A 21,119-nucleotide genomic window follows, 5' to 3' on the forward strand; every position below is an offset into this window, starting at 1 on the left:
ACAAACGACCAGGGTAACTTTCCAATTCACTACTATTTGCATCACCCATCATAAGAGTCGGGTCAATCAGCCAAACTGTTCAAGCTGTATCTGAGAACCGGGACTACCCTTGATCTCCAGGCTGCAACTCCCCCACGATGGTGGGATCCGGTACTCTGCCCCTTCCTCAAACGCAAACGTCTGTGAATTGTGCAGACACCTTAAGGTCAACTCACTGATGTCACTATTGGCGCTTTGGACAAAAAAACCCGGCTTGGCGACAAGTATGTGCCAGGAGCCACTGTCAGGGATGACATCATTTATGATATAGGCGGATTCATCCTGACGAACAGCGCGAATGCGCTCTGCCACCTGATCATACTCATCCACATTCTGGCCGGCCTCCTGCATAAACTCATAGGTCCTCAAGGCTTCCACGTAACGTCTATTGTTGACCTGCAGCATAAACAGATTTCGAAGGGCCAGCGCTACCACATCAGCAGGCATGGATTCAGCACCGATTTCGATCGTGCGACGAGAGCGAAAACTCGACTCAAAAAACAACGCGGCGTCAAGATACTGCATCAGTTGCAACTCATCACCACCGTATTTACGAAAATAGCTGAAGCGTGTCAGATTTAATAAAATATGTTCAAAGTTTGTGGAAATCGAATATGCCTCCAGCTCATCAAACAGCTTTTTGGCGGACTGCTGATCATTCTCCGCAATGGCGGCAATGACTGCATCGTAGCGTCTACGAAATGCGAAGTTTACGGATGGTTCTTCGTGTCTATCAACGAAACGTGCCAGAAAAAAAGCGGCTGTCAACGTTGGAACCCCATCGCGCTCAAGCGGTTTCCAGCGGCTGCTTGCCACTGCCTTCAACGCTTCTTTTTGAAAGTCCGGGTGACCTGTAGACCTGTAGACGCTGGGCTCAATCACGTACCCTTCTGAGTCCACCATGAAATGTACCAACACAAACGCTTCATCATCGCCATACACTTGTGATGGTGGGTGCCACAAGACCGGTCGTCTAACGGCCTCCAACTCATTGTCGAACTGTGCCTGAACCGGCAAGCTGGCCAATACCGCCGTCAGAATAGATAGAAGCAGCAAGGTTTTGCCGATCAGAGCAGACATGAAAGATTCCTCGTTGTTATAGTGTGGGTACTGGGACTTGCTCGGCGTCGCTGGCACGTCGCCAGAAAGATACTGCAAAACTTCAAGAGCTGCCATCGGTCAGATGGCTAATATGCGGTGCACAGATTGTTTTTGCTGCCCGCAATGCACCGACAGGAGCTTGACATGTACGTGACAGACTCTGTCTGGCTTGGCAATGCCGAGGCCGCTGTGGACGCCGTCCTGGAACGCGTGGGCCCTCGCGTCGTGCTTGGCCTGCCACTGGGCATTGGCAAACCCCTGCATTTTGCCAACGCCATCTATCAACGCGCATGCCGTGACTCAAGCATCTCCCTGCATATTGTCACCGGTCTCTCGCTGCAGGCGCCGAAGGCTTCCTCATCCATGGAGCACCGCTTTCTCGAACCTTTTTTAGAGCGTCTTTACGGTGACATTCCCGAACTTGAATATGCCCGTGACGCAGCCACCGGCAAGCTGCCGGAAAATGTCAGGGTATCCGAATTCTTTTTCCAGGCGGGCAGCTTTGTTGATCAGCCGCAGCAACAACGTGATTACGTGTGTACAAATTACACCCACGCAGTTCGCGACCTGATGGCACAGGGCATGAACGTCATTGCGCAACTGGTGTCACCCGACCCATCAGGCGATTCCGGGGCATTCAGCCTGAGTGGTAATCCAGACCTGACACTGGACCTGATTCCTCTGCTGAAACAGCGCGCCCAGGATGGCACGCCGACCGCGCTGGTCGCTGAAACAAACCGCAATCTGCCGTTCATGACTCGTGATGCTCTGGTCAACCAGACTCAGTTCGATGTTGTAATTGACTCGCCGCAGCATGACTATCCCCTGTTTTCTGTTCCCAACATGGCACTCAGTGCCCAGGACCACCTCATCGGTTTTTACGCCAGCACCCTGCTGCGCGATGGTGGCACCCTTCAGCTGGGCATAGGCTCACTGGGGACAGGTCTCATTTACCAGGCGATCCAGCGGCACAGCAATAATCAGCAGTGGCTGCAGTTATACCGGGCTCTGGACATCGACCAGCGCTTCCCCTTTGCCTGCGAGGTCGGCGGCACGGAGCCTTTCACCGCAGGTCTTTATGGCTGCAGCGAGATGATGACGGAGGGCTTTATCGATCTGCTTGATGCAGGTGTACTAAAACGTGAAGTCGCCAGCCGTGAATCTGATGACGTCGGCGCCACGCTAATGCATGGCGGTTTCTTTCTGGGTTCCCGTCGTTTTTATCAGCGTCTGCGCGAGCTTCCTGATGAGCTGCGTGAAAAAATCTGCATGACCAGCGTCAACTTCATTAATGATCTGTTCGACCATCGCCTGGGAGATCAGCAGCTGAAGGTGTCGCAGCGCGATCATGGCCGGTTTATAAATTCCGCCATGATGTGCACATTGAATGGCGCGGTTATCTCCGACGCGCTCGAAGATGGCCGTATTATTTCTGGCGTCGGTGGCCAATACAATTTTGTTGCGATGGCTCATGAGTTACCCGATGCACGATCCATCATCACACTGCGCAGTACCCGGCAGCACAAAGGCAAAACAGTTTCAAACATCGTGTTCAACTACGCTCACTGCACAATACCCAGGCACCTGCGCGACATTGTCATCACCGAGTACGGCATTGCTGATCTGCGTGGCCAACCCGAGCAGGAAGTCTATACCCGACTGATCGGCCTGGCCGACGCGCAATTTCAGGATGAACTGCTGCAACAGGCCAAAGATGCTGGCAAGATTCACCCTGACTTTACCCCACCACCGCATTGGCAGGGCAATACTCCTGAGGCAATCAAGGCACTTGCTGAAGATCAATCCCTGAAAAGTCTGTTCCCACCCTACCCGTTTGGTCATGATTTCACCGATGAAGAGCTGGAATTGAGTCAGGCACTGCAGGCGCTCAAGTCTGCTACAGCTACCACTACCGGGAAATGGCAAACGATCGCAGCGGCTTTGTTGCGACCAGCAAATCGTCAGGGCTGGCAGCCACTGTTGCAACGGATGAGTATGGAAAAGCCACAAACCACAATGGACTGGCTGGAGCAGCGACTGTTGCTCTGGGCCCTGCAGCAATCCTCAACAGGCCGCCGTTGACAGGATTGGGTTGACCCGGACACCGGGGGTAGTATGCTTGGGACTTCATGGCAGTACCTCACCCAATCAATGCAGGACACGATAATAACAAGGAGCACCCATGACAAACCCCATCAAACCGGGCCTTGCAGGCGCCGGCCTGGCACTGGCGCTACTCACCGGCTGTAACAACCTCAATACGAGTTATGACAATGCAATCACCGGCGACGGCCTGCCCAACCCTGCTCCCGTTGTGACACGCAACTGGGGAGAGCTGCCAGCCGGTCGTGAATGGGGCTCTACTGCAGGCGTGGACATTGATCCCTTTGACGGAAACATCTGGGCCTACGAGCGCTGTGGCGCCGGCAGTTTCGGATCAGGTGTGCCGGTCAACTGCCATACCAATCCGGTCGATCCCATTTTTAAATTTGATCGCCACACCGGTGAAGTTCTTGCCAACTTTGGCGGGGGCATCATGGTCACGCCGCATGGCATTCACGTTGACGATGAGGGCAATGTCTGGGTCACAGACTTCGCCACCAACGATGAAGGCACCAAAGGCCAGCAGGTGCATAAATTCAGCCCCACAGGGGAGTTGCTGATGAGCCTGGGCACACCCGGGCAGACTGGCAACGACGGTCAGCATTTTAATCAGCCGAACGATGTGGTGGTTGGTCCTGACGGCAGCATCTATGTGTCCGATGGTCACAGCGGCCAGGGCATGACCACCAACCAGGCCATGGCCGAAGGCAGAGCCAATGGTCAGACAGCACGTGTCATGAAGTTCGCGCCCGATGGCACGTTCATCAAACAATGGGGACAGATTGGGGTTCGCCACGGAGAATTCCGCACACCACATGCGCTGGATTTTGACTCCCAGGGCCGTTTGTGGGTGGCGGATCGCGGCAATCATCGACTCGAGATATTCGACCAGGACGGTAACTACCTGGAGTCCCGCTATATGTTCAGCCGGGTCAGTGGAATTTTTATCACCGATGACGACATGCTTTACGCCATTGATTCCGAATCAAGTCCGACCAACCACGTTGGCTGGCGTAATGGTGTCCGTATCGGCCATATCGATCACGATCATGTGACTGGATTCATTCCGCCATTTGAACGCGAAGACCGTGTGTATCAGGGTACAGCAGGTGAAGGTGTGGCAGTCGATGCAGATGGCAACGTCTATGCTGCGGAAGGACCCAACTCACTGAGCCAGGCTGGTGGTGCGTTCACCAAGTATTCGGTCGATCCTTGATCAGCCCTATCAAGAAAGCAGCGCCCAGCCATGGGCGCTGCTTTTTGATGACGTATCAATGCTGATCTCTTAAGCTCCGACTATCAGAACTCGTAACGCACACCCATCGTGTACTTGCGTCCTGAGAAACTGGCATCCTCAACAAACGGACGATAGCCCTGATAGGAGACCTGAGGCTCATCAGTCAGGTTGCTGCCGGTGAGGAAGGCCTGCAGATTGTCTGAAAAGCGATACTGTACTTCAGCATCCACGCGATCTTCAGCCGCATAGAACTCATCACTTTCAATATCGCTACCCAGTCCTTCGATGTAATCATCACGGAAGGTATAGTCCAGTCGCGCACTAAGGTTGCCCCAGGCATAATCAAGTGTGAACGTGTACAGCAACTCTGAAAAACCTTCCAGTGGCAGATCACGATTATCCGTGCGGTTTGGATAGGTCGCGTCACTTTCAGTCAATGTGGTACTGGCGGCGATGCTCAGTCCCTGCAGTGCACCCGGGAGGAAAAACAGGTTCTGACGGGCAATCAACTCCAGACCATAGTTGGTAGCGGAGGAACCATTGACTGGACGCTCATATTCCAGATCCCCATTTTCCGCCGGTACCGGAATGCCGTTACTGCCCAGCGTGTCAAAGTCGTAAGTTTCAGTGTAAGTGAAATCCTCGATATCCTTGTAGAACACACCTACCGAATACAGACCACCGCGATCGGTGTAGTACTCAAGCTGGACATCAAAATTATCCGACAGCGCCGGCTGAAGGTTGGCGTTGCCATCTTCTATATTACCGTCGTCATCAACCCAGCGCCCACGAGACAGCTCAGTCAGACGCGGTCGCGCATAGCTGCGATTGTAGCTTTCGCGCAGGATCAGGTTGTCGGTCAGCGCGTGACGGAAGTGTATGCCTGGCAACCAGAAGCCATGACTGTCACCACTAGTGCCTGGTGTCACGGAAGGCACATCGTTAAGGTAGCTGACGATTTTGTTCTGGTTATCCCATTCGTAACGCTCGTAACGCACGCCAGCAATCACTGTGTGGATTCCTGTTTCGTAGGTGCCCATCAGATAAGCGGCTGAGACAGTTTCAGTGGCATCGTAATCTTCAACGTTGCTGTCTTCCAGTGAGTCGTCTTCGACAAACTCAAACAGTCCCGGGTTGCTTTGCAGCATGGCCAGGCCGATCTGCGGTTGCACATCAAAGTACTTGGGCTTGCGGAAGATGAGCTCGTCGGTCGGAATCAGCACCTCCGCATACGGGAAAGCATCATCCATCTCATACAGGTCAACCGTCATATCGCGGAACTGCGAACTACGGCGATACTTGGCGCCAGTCTTGAAGGTAAACGAACCACTGGCCAGTGCCATTTCACGCTGCCAGTCGATGCGACCGCTCAATACTTCGTCTTCTTTTGCGCCAAACACATCTTCCAGCTCGCCTTCAGTCATCAGGCTAAGGTCTGTGGAATCAACACCATTGACCACATCAACGCGGATATCACCGTTGGGATCAAACACTTCATACTCAAAGATGAACCAGGGGTCATCCGGCTCCATCAGCATGTTCAATTCACTGTCGTCATGTATCTGGCTTTTGTTTCGAGAGAAGGAAATATCGTAGGTCAACAGGTCTGCATCGTATTCATGTTTTGCACCAACAGACAGTGAGAACAGGTCGTTATCCTGATCTTCCAGCGTGCCGATCCAGCCGCGAGACGCTTCGCTGTCCGCCGTGCCACGGCCATAAGTGGGCGTCAGTTCGGCGTAGGTTTTGTCGCCGCTCAGACTGTTGCCAAACGCGGTGTCGATATCGATATCGGTTTCGTATTTTGTGCCCTGGCGCGAAAAGGTGCTGACCATCGGTCGCACATAGAACTCGTGATTGGTGCCTACACGAAAATCAATAGAACCACTCAGCGTATGCGTCTCAGTCGTGCGGGTGTCGTGTTCAAAGTGAGTGGACTCCATGAACCATACCGGCTCGTTATATCCACCAAGATTCAATTGCGGATTTGTTTCAGGTGTCACACGCACCCAGTCCTGATCGGCATTGCGCGAATAGCGATCGGTATCATAGGTGCTCAATGTAAAGCTGATACCCAGATTGTTTTGCTCATCCCCGACGCTGAAAATATCAGAGAATGAGAATTTGCCGCTGTGACCCCAGTTGCCGGGCTCTTCATTCAGTTGTGCTCCAACATCAACACTCATTTCGCGACCCGGACGCTGAAACGCACTTCGCGATACCAGATTGACAATACCGCCTACCGCATCACCGTCACGGTCCGGTGTTGGCGACTTGATCACTTCAATCTTGGTAACACCATCAGCAGCCAGTTGCCGGGGATCAAAAGTATTGCTGCTGCCAGAGGACGGGACGCGATTGCCATCCATCTGCACGGAGTTGAACTCACCCGACACGCCACGGATATTGATACCTCCGTGCGAGCCGTCCTGGGCAAGATCTACACTCAGGCCTGGCAGGCGCTGCATGGCCTGACCGATATTGCCATCCAGCATGGCACCGAACATCTCCTCGGAGACCACATTAACGATACCGGCTGCAGTTTTCTGCTCATTGATGGCACGATCGGTACCAGTGCGGGCCGCACGTACAGTGATGGTCTCAATGGCGTCGCTGCGCTCCATAGACACATTCAGGGTAGCGACCTGGTCGGCAGAAACAGTGATGGTACTTTCCACTGGCGCAAGGCCGACGTATGTGATGGTGACCGGATAGGTGCCAGGAGGCACGTCTGCAATCGAGAATCGACCACTGGCATCAGTAAAATCACGGAACCGCTCGTCCGCTACAGTGACGATTGCGCCTTCAAGTGAGCGACCGCTGGCGGCCTCGGCAATACGACCAGAAACGGCGCCATCGCCACTCTGGGCAAAAACGAGGGTGGCACTGTTCATGGCCAGGAAAATGCCAAAACAAAGCTTGGTGGAACGACGCTTGAAATGACCGGTGGACATAAAAACTCTCCAGGGGCTGCTTGTGATTGTTGAGGCAGCCTACGCCGAAACTATGACCAGTCGGTGACGATTAGATGAGGGTTTCGTGACTTTGGTGTCACAATGGGAAAACCAACAGCGATTGATGGCGAACCGCGTCAGATCTGTTCTGAGATCAACCTGTTGCGACCTGCCCGTTTGGCGGCATACAGATGTCTGTCAGCCTCAGTGACAAGCTCATCAGGGTCAACACAGTCAGTGTGACCGTGTGCGAGTCCCGCACTGATCGTGACTCGACCGTGGGCGGACTCCGGGAATGGAATATTCATTTGCGCAACGCCCGCCAGTACGCGTCTGGCCGCCTGCTCTGGCGGTTCGCTACCATGCGGTGTGAAAATGACTGCCAGCTCTTCGCCGCCATAGCGATAAACGCGATCATCGCGGCGAATACTGCCCGCTATGCTCGCAGCAATCTGCTTCAACACTTCATCACCGCGAGCATGACCGTAGGTGTCGTTGAACAGTTTGAATTCGTCGACGTCGATCATCATCAGATAAAAATCCCCGACACCCCGCCTGGATTGTTCAAACACTGATTTAAGGTCACGATCGAAGGCCCGACGATTGTGAATTCCCAGCAGGCCATCCAGCAGGCTCAACTCACGCAGGCTTTTATTGGCCGATTCCAGTGCCTCTGTGCGCTCCGCGACAACTTTCTCAAGCGTTGACTGGGCATCGCGGATATTGATGGTCATGCCATGGAATGTCCGCGCCAGTAGACCGACTTCGTTACGAAGCCCGCGCGGCAGACTGATGCGCCCCTCGGCAACGGCATCATAGTCACCGTCTGCCACACTTTCGGCCGCTCGGCTTAGCTGGGCCAGCGGTGTCGCCGCGTCGCGCTGAATGATGTAAACAATGATGCCGATCAGCAAAGCCATCAGGACCAGGCCCGACACCAGCACCGCTGTCGCCGCCTGATTGGCGGCCTGACGCAACAGCGCATCGGGGTAAACAGAGATAAACCACCACTGCGGTCCAGTCAGCTCACTCACAGCCAACCAGGCATCCATTTCCGGATAATGCAGCAGCGTGCGCTCCCCGGGGCGCCCACCCGTGGCGTCGTTAATCCGGTGATACAGCCCTGTAAGTTCAGTATCGTCAATGGTCTCCAGCGACATCTGACCCACCCAGCGACGGTCTGAGGCCGGTTCAGCGGGATGGGCAATCAGGTAACCGTCTGGTCTGAATATCAGGTTGTACGCACCCTCTGGGGTGTCGCTGACCAGTCGCTCCATCAGGTCCGTCAATGAAATATCGTGGCTGGGGTTGATCAGGTGACGACCGTCAAGGTCCAGCGGCACCTGATAGGTCAGCGCCCATTCCTGTGCAGTCGCATCAAAGTAGAGCCCGCTCCAGCCGGGCAGACGTTCCGGGTTCTCCGACTGCTGCATGGCTCTGATGACGCCCAGTTCGTTCATAGGCAGATCAGCCTCGGCTTCCAGCCCCCACGGTGTGCCAGGCGCGTACAGTGCGATGGCATTCTCCGGATAGGTCACATGAACGTTTTCGAAGCGGTTGACCATCGCCGGGCCCAATTGCGCCAGTAACCTCAGTGAAAGGACAAGACGGCGCTGCAGCTCGGGGTCATCTACCGGCTGATTATTGCCAATAAAGCTGGTGACACCACTGTAATACAGACCATCATCAGCATAGAGTCCATCATAGAACTCCCGGCGCAATCGCACTGCACCATCGTCACCATGCTGGTAATAGGCCCAGAAGGTCTCTACATCGACCACCACATCCGAGGTGTAAAGTCGCAGAAATTCCTGGCTGAAACGTGCCAGATTCTCCTGGGCCAGCTCAAAGATCAGGCTGTCATTGTGAGCACGCTCAACGATCCAGTCGCCATAATTATCAAGCATTCGGCTCTGGGTTTCGTTGTAGATAAACGTGTAGGCAAGCGCAGTCAGTCCGCCGACAACCAGGGCAGCTGCCAGCATGATGCGCACCAGTACACTGCGCATCAGTGACCGGGAAGAGCGCCACTTTTGGAGATAGTTGTTATTCACGGGAGGGATTATAACGACTGAGGGCGACAAGGACACCGTTGCAGGTGCCACATCGGGTGATACATACTACTCCTCATCCTTGTTTCGCATCTGCCTGCGACGACTGACTCTCCGGACCAGTTCTGAAAGGCTGTGCAGGCTTTCTGTCTCTCGCGCCAGGTGAATACCAAACAGATATCCTGCATAAGCAACCAGCACCCAGACGACAATCTGCTCCCCGCCCCGCCCATCGGGCCAGTAACCGAACCACATGAACGCCTGAACGATATTGCCAATCTGGGACACGATGAAATTGACAATCAACGCCACAATCCCATTCGCAAAAAGGCCAGGGATATCAAAGTTGGCAATAAAACCGATCAACTCGCGAATCTCCAGCACCAGCAATGTCCAGAGTACCGCCAGTCCATAGAAACCGCCGCCAAAAAACAGCCATTGCTTGTACAGGTAATTGCCACTGCGGCTCTTGTTGGTCTTGTGATGTTTCTTGAGCTCCGCAAGGCGGTCACGAATCGCCTTGTGCCCAGCATCTCGAGGGAGCTGGCCGGCACCATATAACCAGTTGAACATAAGCCAGCTCAGAGCTGCCATCGGCATTCCCAGCTTGATTGCGGCCATTAACCAGACAAGAATAGACATAGTTATGTAGCGCTAGATGCGCTGAAGTAAGCTTAAGGCGACGTCAGCCTTGTCGCGAGGCACAAAAATATGGTCGTGATAATAGCCCGCCAGTATGTTTGCAGCAATCCCATGATCAGCCAGCAGGCGCGATACAGCCGCCGTCAGGCCGACAGCTTCAAGACTGGAATGCACTGACAGCGTTATCTGGCGAAAGACGCCGTTGAACCCTAATCTCTCACGCTCGGCTACTGACAGGGGCAACACCAGAGTCAGCCCCTCTTCCTCCCGAATCGTGGCCAAGGGCTCAAGTCTGATGTAGTCATCGAGCGAGCCTGGCACGCAACAGAACACAAACTCGGAATCTGTGAGACATGGCTGCAGGGACCGCAGCAAGTCATCCAGATCTGCGACTCCCTGCTGCTGCCCGCTGCTACTCTGAGCTTGCATAGGTAATACCGCCGGTACGTCTGTTCATCAGTTCTCTTTTTTCCTTGCGACGATGAACAACGACGCCTTGGCTGGCTGCCACTCATGGTCAATGGTAAACCCGTTTTTGGTCAGCTTGCCGATCAGCTCATCCTTGTTAAAGTGGGCGATCTGCGGCGCCAGGCCAATTAACTGCATTACCGGGATTAACATCCGCCAATGCAGAGCCACGTCACGCATTAATGCGCTGCTGGACACAAAAATACCGCCCGGTTTCAATAATTGATGCACCCGCTTGATGGTTTCATCCACGTTGGGCAGCAGGTGCAGAATATTCAGACCAAGCACAGCATCAAAACTTTCGGGTGGCAGGGAAAGGCTCTCGAGAGTGCCCTGCTGATAACTGATGTTAGAGATGCCCTGCGCCTGGGTCTTCTGCTCGGCAATGGCGAGCATTGCATCGGATATATCGGTTGCCAGAATCTGTTTGACATAAGGTGCATGGACAATGGCTGTGCTGCCGGTACCGCAGCCGAACTCAAACACCGACCAGTCTGGCTTGAAATAGGACTGGGTGATTTCCAGCTTCTGTTGGTAGATTTTCTCGTCCCGCACCGGGCTTTTGGCATAGCGCGGTGCCAATTTGTTCCAGAACTTTCTTGGGTCTTTCATATGACGTCCTTATTAAGCCTTCCGTGACCGTTCAAGTTTTAGATTCTGCCATTGGATAGCCCGCGGGTCTATTGTGATTTGTCCTGGACATCCTTATTCCGTGATAGCAGGAAGGCCAGTATCGTGGTGACAGCAATGACCGCAACAGAGTCCATGGGCGGCTGCGAATGCGCATGAGCCATCAGCGGCCACATGGAAGAAGCGGAAGCTGCGCAGTAGACAAGCAGCAGCGATGGGACAGCATAGATTGCCCAGCCCGCACCTTGTCTGTAAGGCACCAGCAACAGCACTGCCATCACTACACAGAACACTATCAACACGCCACCACTGTAAGCATTCAGAAAGGTAATCAGGGTCTGTATATCTGCCGGCACCTCGGACCAGGACATGCCTACAAGCGCAGCCTGGTATGGCAGTAAATCAGGTACAATCAGCTGTAAACCTCGACCGGCGAGCAGGACAAGTATAAAAATATAAATCAGGAGCGCGGCTTTCCTTCGCGATATCACTGTCTTAATCCTTATTTGCGTGCCTCACGGTGACTGAGTGGTGTTCTGTTGATCAACCATAGAAGCTGCGAATAATTCGGGTAGAAATATTTCAAAATTACCTACCTCTTCAATATTGTGCAACAGCCAGGCCCGAGCAGTGGCATCAGAGAAAACCGCCGGCCGAATCAAATAATTAATCAACCACCCAAGAATGGGAGTGCAGCTCCCGACAACCATACGAGATGCGTATCGCGTGCCATCGGACATCGGAATAAAACGATGCTCCAGGCGAAAAACCTCAAGCCCCATCACCCGCTTCACCAAAGTCAAACCCTGATCATCACATTTTTCAACGAACTCAATACTGTCTATATAATGGTCCAGCTGGCCACCGAAAGCCTCGACTATTCTGAAAGTAGCACCCTGCCCGGTGCAGCCATCCGGTCCGGTAACCAGCAATTGCCAATGGATGTGGTCAATTGGATGCCATACCAGATAACGGGCATAAGTATCGCCTCTAAACGACATGGTCTCCCCGAGATGATGAAACCACCAGGCGAGCATGGCAGGTGTTACGCCAAGCAGAATGTCGTGCTGTATGGTCAACTCAAGCACACCATTCCTGCTTTTTCTGAATGAGGTAGTAGCGCTTTTTAATGTTTTCATTGGCCATGGTGAAGGGCGCGGATCCAGATTCCTGAACTGACGACGTAACCACATGCGGGTCCCCCCCTTTACCGTTCAAAATCGAAGTTCTGGCCAGCGGCACGGCATAATGGTTCACATCGGGAATCCACGGACGGGAGCGCTGTCACCGTCACCATGGGCCCGCCGGAGAGAAACTCTCTGCTTAGGCCAGTTTCGACAATGCCTCGCGCCGCGCCCCCCTCAATGGCCCAGACAGTCGCTGACCCGTCAGGGTTGGCCACCTCTACAAACAGCAGTGAGTGAGGGTCGCGGAGCTCAAAGCCGACTACCTTGCCCTTGAGTGTCAGCACATTGCTCTGGTCATAACTGCCAAGACCATGATGAGCCGTGGCTGACAGCGGTGTCAGGATCATTAATAAAAACACCATGGATCGCGAGGGCACAGAGGAAAGTAATGAAGACATCAAAGCCACCTCCGGACTCGCGCACAGTAATTGGTATAGTCATTCCCGAACAGACTGGTCAGTGCACGCTCTTCTGGCAAAATCTGAAAGCGATTCATATACCAGACAAACACAGGCAGAAATAGCAACACTGCCAGGTTACTCAGCAACAGCGCCCAGGCCGCAAGCAATAGCAGGAAACCAAGGTACATTGGGTTGCGCGTGACGCGATAGATGCCAGACACCACCAGCGTACTGGAGCTTCCAGGATTCAGGGGATTTACGGTTGTGCTGGCTCGCCTGAAAGACGCAACACCTGCCAGTGCTATCAAAACAGCTAATGCACTGACAACGACCACCAGCACCTGACGCAATGGCACTGCATAATCAAATCCCGGGGTGAGTCGCGCAAGCAGCCACATCAGGCCTGCGAATATAACGACCAGTGCCAGCGGAGGTATTTTTAGTTCCAGAGATTGCATTCTTTTTCGTCTCGGGCTGGCGCTGCTATTTAGCGGTCAAGATACTACGGTTCGTCATTCAGTAATACAGAGATGAACACAGCTCAGAAATAAAATGCAAAGTTTACTTGTCATTATCGCCGCAGTATGACAAGCTAGCTTTACATTTTGACCAATACCCTTTTCATTCACCCGTTAATAGACAATTCAGGAGCTTGCCATGGCCACCTTGAATACCCGGAAAATAGGACGCTGTGCACTTTGGATATCGCCCGTGATTATCGTACCTGTGGCTTTTTTTGCAGCTACCCCATGGCTGGCCGAACAACCTGACGCCCTTACACTGTCTGTCGCTGCGGCAGCGGCGCTGTTCGTCATGGCCTATAGCCTGTTTCTGTCTGCCCGGGTCAATCGTCGGCTGGATGAAGTGCAGGTAGCTGGCCAACGCTTTTCCAGCACCTGGGGTATGACCATCGGCAGTGTGGCCGCTGTCATTGTGATGATGATACCGCCATTGATGAACGCCCTTGCCGATGCGGCGTTACGGCTGGGAACCGAATCACCAGAGGAAGCCGTCAAGCTGGGTATCACAATTGGATTCATGCTGGTAGTCGTTCTGCAACTCATTGGCACCGGCGCCATTTCGTTCTGGTGGACTCAGCGACTGGGCAAGTCATCGGAGTGATGGACGGGTACTAACATGAAGAATTTTATTCGCGTACTGCGTGCTGAAAAAGGCTGGAGCCAGGCCGAATTGGCTGAGCGTGTGCAGGTTTCCCGCAATTCCATCAACGCCATAGAAAACGGACGGTTTGACCCATCCTTGCCGCTGGCGTTCAAGATTGCAGATGCGTTCAAACTGTCTGTCGAAGAAGTGTTTGACAAAACGGATGTCTGATTGAACCAAATGGCTACCGTAACGCCTGCATCTGGTCACGCACGCGTGCTCTCTGCGCCTCCAGACCGGGTGTATTCTCGGTGAAATCAAGCCAGGCTTCGTAATAGGTAACTGCCGCGGGCGCTTCGTTAACTTGCTGATGCAATTGCCCCAGAGCCAGCAGCGCGCGCGCATTGATATCCGGACGCAGATCGGGCACCGTCAGCATTTTTGAAAATGCGGTGATCGACTCCTGCCACATCTCCAGCCTGATCAGGGTATTGGTGTAGAAGTTCAGCAGTGTCATCTGCTCGAAAGGTGTCAGGTTTTCAAAGCTGGCGTAAAGTGCATTCAGTTCCATCAACGCCGCTTCCCATTGATCAGCCTGCTGCATCCGCTGAGCTTCTTCAATGACATAATAAACGCGATCGCTCATGGCGGGCACATCCGCGTTGTCGCTGATTGTAGAGAGTGTGCGCGTAGATCGTTGCGGCTCGGCTGTACTATCGCCACTTCGATCGGCGGCCCGTGGGTCTGTTGCGTCTGTCGGCGAACTCTCATCTGATACAGACTGAGTATTTGCCGCATCGTTATGCGTCTCAGCTTCCGCAGCTTGACCTAGGTCAGTCGTCTGGCCATCAGCGACCTGCTGAACTCCCTCTGAAAGATCAGCCATTGAGTCAGCATTCTGGTCCCGCTGACTAATCCTGCTGTTGATAAACAACCCAGCCACTACGACAACAATCACCGCAGGCAGTATCAGTTTGCGCATTGACATGGCCGTTGTTCCTTGTCTCAATCAGAAAAAAGCCCCGACACCATCACAGGTGCCAGGGCTCTTTATTCATTCATGCAGTCGAAAAGTATCAGTAAGTACTGGTCGGCGGCAACTGCGAACCTGACAGATCATCGGGAACGCTTTGTTCGCGAACCACACGGTGTGTCAGGGTGCCGATACCTTCAATCGTTGCGCTGATGGTTTCACCATCAATCAGATAACCCGAACCTGTTGCACGTTCAACACGGCCGGCACCAGTGCCACCTGATGTGCCACTCTGCAGCACATCGCCCGGGAACAAGGTGATCAGTGATGAAGCGTATTCAATCAGCTCAGGGATGTTGTGGATCATGTCGCCTGCTTTGGCTTCCTGCACGGTAACACCATCAACAACCGTGATCTGGTGCAGACGGTCCATGGGGTCGCCATAAAACTCTTTAGGCACAATCCAGGGGCCATGCGGCGCAAAGGTATCGTGGCCTTTACCTACAAACCAGTCCAGACCGGAGCTAAAGCCACCTGGTGGACGGCCACCACGGTCTGAAATATCCATTGCCACCATGTAACCAAAGACATGGTCGTAGGCACGCGAAGCAGAGATGTATTTGCCAGATCGACCGAAAACGATAGCCATCTCGACTTCGTATTCGATCTCATCACGACCATAAGGCATGATCACATTTTCACCGTCACCGATGATGGCACCACGCGTTGGCTTCAGGAACAGATAGGGCACGCCACGGTTTTCGCGACGCTGGCGGGTGCGCTCAGCCAGTTCTGCCTCGGTGCAGCCTTCACAGGCATGAGTGTAGAAGTTGACTGCCGCGTTCATGATCTTGCTGGGATACTGGATGGGCGCGCGGATATCCACGTCTTCAACAGCATGGATGTAATCAGGCATGTTGCTGCCATTCAGCATGCCAGAATCAACCAGCGCATTGACGATTTCGTAGACCCGGAACTTCAGACCGTATTCGTAGCCTTCTATCAGGCCAAGAACATCATCAGGCATGTCAATCGAGGGGTACTCCGGCATCAGTTCCAGAGCTTTGTTGGCCTCGACCAGATCCACGATCAGGCTGTCATCGCGCATGACCAGACCGGAGAACTGTTCATTGCCTACCGCGAAGGTGCCGACCTTGAAGGGTTCTGCGGGCTGGATATTGGGTTGGGCCAGCACGCTGGCTGGCATGGCAAGCAGCGACACGAGGGCCGCAACTGCCAGGGTATAGAGCGATCTTCTTCTCATTGTTCGACTCCCGGGACTTGCATTATTGTTGTAATTACAGTGAGACACGTTAACGCCAATTTCAGATTCTGTCCAACATCCTGACGTGTGACGCGCCTTATTCGTCTACCGGTTCAGATATCGCGCTCCATCACCAGCACCTGAATGCCCTTGTTATTGACCTGCTCAACTGGCCGCCACCCCAGACGCCTGTACAGACCGCCATCAAGTTGTTCGGTTTGCAGGTGCAATGTTCGTACTCCCAGACGGGCGGCCACCTCCAATGCATGTTCAATCAATTTTCTGCCTATGCCCCTGCCACGATAATCCGGCCTGACATACATGCCGCCCAGCCAGTGCTCCTTGTCCGGATACATCGCCATTTCGCGGTATTTCAACTCCACCACGCCGAGCAGGTCGCCCTGATCCATGGCCAGCAGTATCAATGGCAGCTCATCAGTGTTCAGACTACTCTCCAGATTGGCCGCGATGCTGGCTGGGCTCAGGTCCGGATTGGACGCGCCCCACTCCTGATAATACCAGTCAGCGACAGTGGGGATGGCCTGGGGGAGATTGGCTAGAAATATGAATTGCATAAACCGCCACAGCTCACAATTCAAAACGGACAACGTGCTGAAAATTCGGCATTTCCACGGCAACGCCGTCAACCACACTGGGTTCGTATCTAAACTTTTCGATCGCTCTAATGGCCGCTGAGTTAAACATGCCCCATGGATCAGCATCCGTGATTACGATAGAGAATGGATCAACAGTCCCATCAGCCATAATTGTAAACTTTAGCTGAACCCATCCTTCAATACCTCGGGCTGCCGCCCGTGCAGGGTAACGCGGCTCAACTTCATGAATCAGCTTGGGCATTCCTTCCAGGTCCAGTTCCAGCGAAAGCAGATCAGACTGTGCGAACACATGCGATAGAAAACCGGTAGCGCACACGACAAACAAACCAAATTTCGATAAAAGCTTTTTCCCAGAGAGAATTGAAACAAGCATATGATACTAATCCCCCAAGCGTGCGATGAATTAAATCACTATTACTCCATCGATTCTGGATATTCTGACTTGGATACCTTCCCTCGCCGCAATTCAAACCCACGCACAATCACATAGGCAATCAGGGCCACCACAAACACCACCAGATACATCCAGGCGATGCCCTGCAGACAGGCGATCAGTGTGCGATAGATCTCCAGCACCCAGCGCTCCAATGTCAGTTGCAGGATGCCCATGTCGCTGATCTGTGGGCTAATGTACCGCTCCAGTTCGTAGATACGAACGCCAGAGGAGATGCCGACCACGTAGGTGGCAAACATCACGTAGCGCTGCCATGCGGTGCTGATTTCATCCTGGATGATGCGTGTGAAGATGGCGCCGATTGGCTTGCGAAATACGCGGGCAGCCGTGTAGGAAACGGCCAGGGACAGGCTTAGCGTAAGGGCCAATAGTGTGAAAAACATATTCGCTCCGTGAATCTGTGTTTTGAGGCAACCATACTACGATTTCTCGGGACTGGGTAGCTTATTGAATGTGCTGTTATCGATACGACCTTTTGCTCTGAGTAATTGAGTTTTTGATCAATAGTCAGCATTACTGTTAAACTAATCGCATAGGTTAATACCGACCCGCGTTTCTTTCCAACCATCAGCACCAACCATCAGCAGGAGCCAGGCCAATGAAGTCAGCACTCTAAACCCCTATTTTTTCTGGTGTGTTAGAGGAGCTGTTTATGGCCAAGGCCTGTATTTCCGCAACGGGGCTTTCCGTTGCATTCGAACCCAATCCCCCGGTTTTTCACTCTCTTGATCTGCATCTGCCTGACGAGACTGTTGCATTGATCGGCCCCAATGGCGCCGGCAAAACGCTGCTGGGCGAATGCCTGGCAGGTGTTCGCCTTCCGCATGCTGGACAGGTACAACACCATGTGCCGGTCGCCAATCTCTCTCAGCACGCAGCAGAGCATCTCACACCGGACACTGTGGCTGCCTTTCTGGGTGTTGAATCAGCGTTAGCGGCGCTTGATCGCCTGCTCTCCGGCGCCGGACAGGTCGATGACCTGTCTTTACTCGATGAACGCTGGACCCTGAAGGAGGATCTGATCGAAGAGCTCATCCGCTTCGATCTGCCCGCCGATTGCCTGCTGGTCCCGATGAGTTCGCTCAGCGGCGGACAGCGTACGCGTTTACATTTGCTGAGACTGTCACGCATCCGTGACGCATTCCTGATCCTGGACGAGCCGAGCAATCATCTGGATCAGGCCGGTCGACGCTGGCTGAGCAAGTGGCTCAGCCAGCGGCCTGGTGGTGCATTGGTGATCACGCATGATCAAACGCTTCTGCAGTCGTTTGGACGATTGCTCGAACTGCGCGATGGCGCCCTGCAGTGGCACGGTCAGGGATTCGCAGCCTATCTGCAAACCCGCGAGCAATTGCTGGAGAAGGCCCGGCATGACCAGCAACATGCACGCCAGACGATAAAAAAAGAGCAGCAACAACAGCAGACTGAAAAAGAGCGCCATGAACAGCGCGTCCAAAAAGGCCGAGCCAAAGCCAGCAAAAAGGACCTGCCGAAGATCCTGCTGGACGCTCGCAAAGAGCGTAGCGAAGCCACCGGTGGGCGCATCGCTCAAAAGCATCAGTCCGTGCTGCGGGAAGAACAGCGGCGCAAAGCGGGCGCCGAATCAGTGCTGGGCAGGGAGATTACTCTGGGCTTCCCGCTTACCGAGCCGGAACCCATTTCAGGGCACCTGCTGCAGCTGGATAAAGTCATTCTGCCTTGGGTCAGCAACCCTCTTCCGCTTGATATCCAGATCAGGAGCGGTGAGCGCTGGTGGCTGAGCGGAAATAATGGCAGCGGAAAATCAACACTGTTGAACGCGATCAGCGGCGATATTGAGCCACGGGCGGGACAGATTCATCGCCGAGGCTCAGTGCTGAAACTGGACCAACACCTGAGCCTGTTGGACGACGAGGAAAGCGCACTGGAAAATTTCCGACGACTGAATCCTGGCTGGACTGAATGGGCTTACCGGGACAGATTGGCTCTGGTGCGCTTGCCGGGCAATCAGGCGCTGCACCCGGTCGCTCAGTTAAGCGGCGGCGAACGCCTGAAGGTAGCACTGGCCTGCACGCTGATGGGGCCGACAGCTGCCCAGCTCGTACTACTGGATGAACCCGACAACCATCTGGACCTGGAGAGCCAGACCCTGCTCGCTCATGTACTGAAAAGCTACCAAGGCACGCTGCTTGTCGTGACCCACGGTGAAGTTTTTGCCGAACAGCTTGGCCTGGACAAAATTCTGAACCTGTAATCAGTGCCAGTTCTCATACAAAGACCAGCGTTGCTGCTGTATCTGATCAATCAGCACTCTGAGCTCCTGCTCCAGCGCGCGGTCTTCGGTGATAAATGCCGTCACCTCGCGCACCTGTCTGACTGTGTCCAGCAACTGCACTCCAATCTGTTGCTCCGATAGCTCAGCACGCGCCAGGCGCAAATCCAGCCCCTGTGCACAGGCAATCAGTGAAGCGGCGGCGACCTGCTCGGTCAATTGCAGCACACGAAGACAGTCGCGCGCAGCAATGGTACCCATGCTGACTTTGTCCTGGTTATGACATTCGGTGGACCGTGAAAACACACTGGCAGGCATAGTCTGCTTGAGTGCTTCGGCGGTCCATGCTGAGGTGCCGATCTGCACAGCTTTCAGGCCATGATTGATCGCGGCGCGCTCAGGTGCGGCACCAGACAGATTGGCAGGCAGCCCATTGTTGAAACGGGTGTCCATCATCAGCGCCATTTGCCTGTCCAGCAGGTCCGCGATGTTTGCCACTGTGTTCTTCAGGGTATCCATGACCAGCGCGATGTGCCCGCCATAAAAATGCCCACCGTGCAGCACATGCTCACCCTCGCCATCAATAATCGGATTGTCGTTGGCACTGTTCAGTTCATTTTCGATCAACTGCCTCGCCCACGGCAATGTGTCCGCCAGCACACCAATCACATGTGGCGCGCAGCGCAGCGAATAACGATCCTGCAGACGCTTTGAATTGCGCGGGGTCTCACCCGTGTGGAGATCATGGCGCAACCACTCTGCGATTTGCTGTTGCCCTGGGTGAGGTTTGACCTGAAACAGGGTTTCGTCAAAATGGTTGGCATTGCCATTTGTTACCAGAGACACCATGGCGGTGATTCGGGTCGCCAACCGGGTCAGATAGGCCGCCCGCTGATAGGCCATACAGGCGATGCCGGTCATGACTGCGGTACCGTTCATGATGGCCAGTCCTTCTTTGGGGCGCAGTGTCAATGGTGTGATACCGCGCTCCTGGAATACCTCCATGGTGGGACGAATGCGGCCTTTGTCGTAGACCTGGCGCTCACCGCATAAAACGGCAGCCACGTAGGATAACGGCGTCAGATCGCCACTGGCCCCCACAGAACCCTCACTGGGAATAACCGGTATGATGTTTTCCTGCAATAAGCGGGTAAGCTGTTGCAGCAAAACCTCTCTGACGCCTGAGTAGCCCTGGCACAAGGAAACCAGTCGTGCTGCCAGCACGGCCCGCCCAAGCTCTGCTGACAGGTTTTCGCCAAGACCACAGCCATGAAAGGTGTAAAGATGTCTGGGCAACTCCTCAACCAGCGCAGCAGGTATGGATACCGTGCAGGAATCGCCGTATCCGGTCGTCACGCCATAGATCACGCCTTCTTCGGCAAGCAGACAATCCAGAAATTCGACACCCGCAGCGATACGCCGACGAAATTCAGGTGCCTGACTCAGGGCAACAGACTGCTGATGCCTCGCCACGACCGCGACATCTTCTATCGTTAGCCGGGAGTCTCCAAAAATAATCATGAACTGCGCTCTTTCGTTTCAAGGCAACGGGATGTGCTGCATGGGTGAGTTACTGAGGTCGCTTGTCAGCCGACTCATCTGCTATCGGCAAGGCGCGCGAATTGTATAACACTGAGGGGGTA

The 21,119-nt window shown here is 53.9% G+C and carries 21 protein-coding genes; 5 read left to right on the plus strand and 16 right to left on the minus strand.

What is annotated here, in order from left to right; all coding sequences use genetic code 11:
* Window positions 1-66: 66 nt before the first annotated feature.
* Window positions 67-1,119: an energy transducer TonB gene (locus QGM61_RS05985; RefSeq protein WP_281132319.1), complete on the minus strand. Its 1,053-nt coding sequence runs from the start codon at window positions 1,117-1,119 to the stop codon at window positions 67-69.
* Between the two features lie 165 nt (window positions 1,120-1,284).
* Here QGM61_RS05985 and QGM61_RS05990 point away from each other — a divergent pair, with 165 nt between their 5' ends.
* Both QGM61_RS05990 and QGM61_RS05995 read left to right on the plus strand, forming a co-directional pair.
* Complete coding sequence (locus tag QGM61_RS05990; RefSeq protein WP_281132320.1) at window positions 1,285-3,222, plus strand: acetyl-CoA hydrolase/transferase C-terminal domain-containing protein; 1,938 nt, start codon at window positions 1,285-1,287, stop codon at window positions 3,220-3,222.
* 100 nt (window positions 3,223-3,322) lie between these two features.
* A complete protein-coding gene (locus QGM61_RS05995) occupies window positions 3,323-4,459 on the plus strand; it encodes a peptidyl-alpha-hydroxyglycine alpha-amidating lyase family protein (protein WP_281132321.1) in 1,137 nt (378 codons plus the stop codon).
* 83 nt (window positions 4,460-4,542) lie between these two features.
* Here the strand turns inward: QGM61_RS05995 and QGM61_RS06000 are convergent, their stop codons facing one another.
* The 9 genes from QGM61_RS06000 to QGM61_RS06040 form a co-directional block, all read right to left on the minus strand.
* Window positions 4,543-7,434 (minus strand): TonB-dependent receptor, encoded by a 2,892-nt coding sequence (locus QGM61_RS06000; RefSeq protein ID WP_281132322.1) that lies wholly within the window; start codon window positions 7,432-7,434, stop codon window positions 4,543-4,545.
* Window positions 7,435-7,571: 137 nt separating this feature from the next.
* Window positions 7,572-9,443, minus strand: a complete 1,872-nt coding sequence (locus QGM61_RS06005) for a GGDEF domain-containing protein (RefSeq protein ID WP_281132323.1) — start codon at window positions 9,441-9,443, stop codon at window positions 7,572-7,574.
* A gap of 111 nt (window positions 9,444-9,554) precedes the next feature.
* Window positions 9,555-10,127, minus strand: coding sequence for a hypothetical protein (locus QGM61_RS06010; protein ID WP_281132324.1), 573 nt, complete (start codon window positions 10,125-10,127; stop codon window positions 9,555-9,557).
* Between the two features lie 12 nt (window positions 10,128-10,139).
* A complete protein-coding gene (locus QGM61_RS06015; RefSeq protein ID WP_281132325.1) occupies window positions 10,140-10,556 on the minus strand; it encodes an ACT domain-containing protein in 417 nt (138 codons plus the stop codon).
* 27 nt (window positions 10,557-10,583) lie between these two features.
* The gene (locus QGM61_RS06020) at window positions 10,584-11,207 is read right to left on the minus strand and encodes a class I SAM-dependent methyltransferase (protein WP_281132326.1); all 624 of its coding nucleotides are present in this window, start codon (window positions 11,205-11,207) and stop codon (window positions 10,584-10,586) included.
* Between the two features lie 68 nt (window positions 11,208-11,275).
* Window positions 11,276-11,596 (minus strand): hypothetical protein, encoded by a 321-nt coding sequence (locus QGM61_RS06025; RefSeq protein ID WP_281132327.1) that lies wholly within the window; start codon window positions 11,594-11,596, stop codon window positions 11,276-11,278.
* Window positions 11,597-11,740: 144 nt separating this feature from the next.
* Window positions 11,741-12,418 (minus strand): DAPG hydrolase family protein, encoded by a 678-nt coding sequence (locus QGM61_RS06030; RefSeq protein WP_281132328.1) that lies wholly within the window; start codon window positions 12,416-12,418, stop codon window positions 11,741-11,743.
* Between the two features lie 14 nt (window positions 12,419-12,432).
* On the minus strand, window positions 12,433-12,810 hold the full coding sequence (locus QGM61_RS06035) for a DUF6152 family protein (protein ID WP_281132329.1): 378 nt from the start codon (window positions 12,808-12,810) through the stop codon (window positions 12,433-12,435).
* Window positions 12,810-13,271 (minus strand): methyltransferase family protein, encoded by a 462-nt coding sequence (locus tag QGM61_RS06040; protein ID WP_281132330.1) that lies wholly within the window; start codon window positions 13,269-13,271, stop codon window positions 12,810-12,812. Before QGM61_RS06040 ends, QGM61_RS06035 begins: the two co-directional genes overlap by 1 nt.
* A 199-nt stretch (window positions 13,272-13,470) precedes the next feature.
* On the opposite strand from QGM61_RS06040, the gene QGM61_RS06045 reads away from it, so the two are divergent.
* Together QGM61_RS06045 and QGM61_RS06050 are read left to right on the plus strand one after the other, a co-directional pair.
* The gene (locus QGM61_RS06045) at window positions 13,471-13,935 is read left to right on the plus strand and encodes a hypothetical protein (RefSeq protein ID WP_281132331.1); all 465 of its coding nucleotides are present in this window, start codon (window positions 13,471-13,473) and stop codon (window positions 13,933-13,935) included.
* A 15-nt stretch (window positions 13,936-13,950) separates the two neighbouring features.
* Window positions 13,951-14,148, plus strand: coding sequence for a helix-turn-helix transcriptional regulator (locus tag QGM61_RS06050; RefSeq protein WP_237133900.1), 198 nt, complete (start codon window positions 13,951-13,953; stop codon window positions 14,146-14,148).
* A 13-nt stretch (window positions 14,149-14,161) separates the two neighbouring features.
* Here the strand turns inward: QGM61_RS06050 and QGM61_RS06055 are convergent, their stop codons facing one another.
* From QGM61_RS06055 to QGM61_RS06075, 5 genes are all read right to left on the minus strand, one after another.
* Window positions 14,162-14,905, minus strand: a complete 744-nt coding sequence (locus QGM61_RS06055; RefSeq protein WP_281132332.1) for a hypothetical protein — start codon at window positions 14,903-14,905, stop codon at window positions 14,162-14,164.
* Window positions 14,906-14,993: 88 nt separating this feature from the next.
* Entirely contained in the window at window positions 14,994-16,154 is a 1,161-nt protein-coding gene (locus QGM61_RS06060) for a fumarylacetoacetate hydrolase family protein (RefSeq protein ID WP_281132333.1), read from the minus strand.
* Between the two features lie 113 nt (window positions 16,155-16,267).
* Window positions 16,268-16,729 carry a GNAT family N-acetyltransferase gene (locus QGM61_RS06065; RefSeq protein WP_281132334.1) on the minus strand — a complete coding sequence of 154 codons (462 nt, stop codon included), beginning with the start codon at window positions 16,727-16,729 and terminating at the stop codon, window positions 16,268-16,270.
* Window positions 16,730-16,742: 13 nt separating this feature from the next.
* Entirely contained in the window at window positions 16,743-17,144 is a 402-nt protein-coding gene (locus QGM61_RS06070) for an energy transducer TonB (RefSeq protein ID WP_281132335.1), read from the minus strand.
* A 41-nt stretch (window positions 17,145-17,185) separates the two neighbouring features.
* Window positions 17,186-17,608: a hypothetical protein gene (locus QGM61_RS06075; RefSeq protein ID WP_281132336.1), complete on the minus strand. Its 423-nt coding sequence runs from the start codon at window positions 17,606-17,608 to the stop codon at window positions 17,186-17,188.
* A gap of 269 nt (window positions 17,609-17,877) precedes the next feature.
* Here QGM61_RS06075 and QGM61_RS06080 point away from each other — a divergent pair, with 269 nt between their 5' ends.
* Complete coding sequence (locus QGM61_RS06080; RefSeq protein ID WP_281132337.1) at window positions 17,878-19,458, plus strand: ATP-binding cassette domain-containing protein; 1,581 nt, start codon at window positions 17,878-17,880, stop codon at window positions 19,456-19,458.
* On the opposite strand, the gene hutH is transcribed toward QGM61_RS06080, so the two are convergent.
* Entirely contained in the window at window positions 19,459-20,997 is a 1,539-nt protein-coding gene (hutH, locus tag QGM61_RS06085) for a histidine ammonia-lyase (RefSeq protein ID WP_281132338.1), read from the minus strand.
* Between the last annotated feature and the right edge of the window lie 122 nt (window positions 20,998-21,119).

It is taken from the genome of Pseudohongiella sp. SYSU M77423, assembly GCF_029911965.1.
Classification (GTDB): domain Bacteria; phylum Pseudomonadota; class Gammaproteobacteria; order Pseudomonadales; family Pseudohongiellaceae; genus Pseudohongiella.

Bases quoted from the DNA above. Each gene is read 5' to 3' on its own strand.
- QGM61_RS06055 (WP_281132332.1), bottom strand. From the start codon at position 14,905: ATGTCAATGCGCAAACTGATACTGCCTGCGGTGATTGTTGTCGTAGTG.
- QGM61_RS06035 (WP_281132329.1), bottom strand. From the start codon at position 12,810: ATGTCTTCATTACTTTCCTCTGTGCCCTCGCGATCCATGGTGTTTTTA.
- QGM61_RS06030 (WP_281132328.1), bottom strand. From the start codon at position 12,418: ATGTGGTTACGTCGTCAGTTCAGGAATCTGGATCCGCGCCCTTCACCA.
- QGM61_RS06080 (WP_281132337.1), top strand. From the start codon at position 17,878: ATGGCCAAGGCCTGTATTTCCGCAACGGGGCTTTCCGTTGCATTCGAA.
- QGM61_RS06070 (WP_281132335.1), bottom strand. From the start codon at position 17,144: ATGCTTGTTTCAATTCTCTCTGGGAAAAAGCTTTTATCGAAATTTGGT.
- QGM61_RS06060 (WP_281132333.1), bottom strand. From the start codon at position 16,154: ATGAGAAGAAGATCGCTCTATACCCTGGCAGTTGCGGCCCTCGTGTCG.
- QGM61_RS06000 (WP_281132322.1), bottom strand. From the start codon at position 7,434: ATGTCCACCGGTCATTTCAAGCGTCGTTCCACCAAGCTTTGTTTTGGC.
- hutH (WP_281132338.1), bottom strand. From the start codon at position 20,997: ATGATTATTTTTGGAGACTCCCGGCTAACGATAGAAGATGTCGCGGTC.
- QGM61_RS06075 (WP_281132336.1), bottom strand. From the start codon at position 17,608: ATGTTTTTCACACTATTGGCCCTTACGCTAAGCCTGTCCCTGGCCGTT.
- QGM61_RS06050 (WP_237133900.1), top strand. From the start codon at position 13,951: ATGAAGAATTTTATTCGCGTACTGCGTGCTGAAAAAGGCTGGAGCCAG.
- QGM61_RS05990 (WP_281132320.1), top strand. From the start codon at position 1,285: ATGTACGTGACAGACTCTGTCTGGCTTGGCAATGCCGAGGCCGCTGTG.
- QGM61_RS06020 (WP_281132326.1), bottom strand. From the start codon at position 11,207: ATGAAAGACCCAAGAAAGTTCTGGAACAAATTGGCACCGCGCTATGCC.
- QGM61_RS06010 (WP_281132324.1), bottom strand. From the start codon at position 10,127: ATGTCTATTCTTGTCTGGTTAATGGCCGCAATCAAGCTGGGAATGCCG.
- QGM61_RS06005 (WP_281132323.1), bottom strand. From the start codon at position 9,443: ATGCGCAGTGTACTGGTGCGCATCATGCTGGCAGCTGCCCTGGTTGTC.
- QGM61_RS06065 (WP_281132334.1), bottom strand. From the start codon at position 16,729: ATGCAATTCATATTTCTAGCCAATCTCCCCCAGGCCATCCCCACTGTC.
- QGM61_RS06015 (WP_281132325.1), bottom strand. From the start codon at position 10,556: ATGCAAGCTCAGAGTAGCAGCGGGCAGCAGCAGGGAGTCGCAGATCTG.
- QGM61_RS06045 (WP_281132331.1), top strand. From the start codon at position 13,471: ATGGCCACCTTGAATACCCGGAAAATAGGACGCTGTGCACTTTGGATA.
- QGM61_RS06040 (WP_281132330.1), bottom strand. From the start codon at position 13,271: ATGCAATCTCTGGAACTAAAAATACCTCCGCTGGCACTGGTCGTTATA.
- QGM61_RS05995 (WP_281132321.1), top strand. From the start codon at position 3,323: ATGACAAACCCCATCAAACCGGGCCTTGCAGGCGCCGGCCTGGCACTG.
- QGM61_RS05985 (WP_281132319.1), bottom strand. From the start codon at position 1,119: ATGTCTGCTCTGATCGGCAAAACCTTGCTGCTTCTATCTATTCTGACG.
- QGM61_RS06025 (WP_281132327.1), bottom strand. From the start codon at position 11,596: ATGTCCTGGTCCGAGGTGCCGGCAGATATACAGACCCTGATTACCTTT.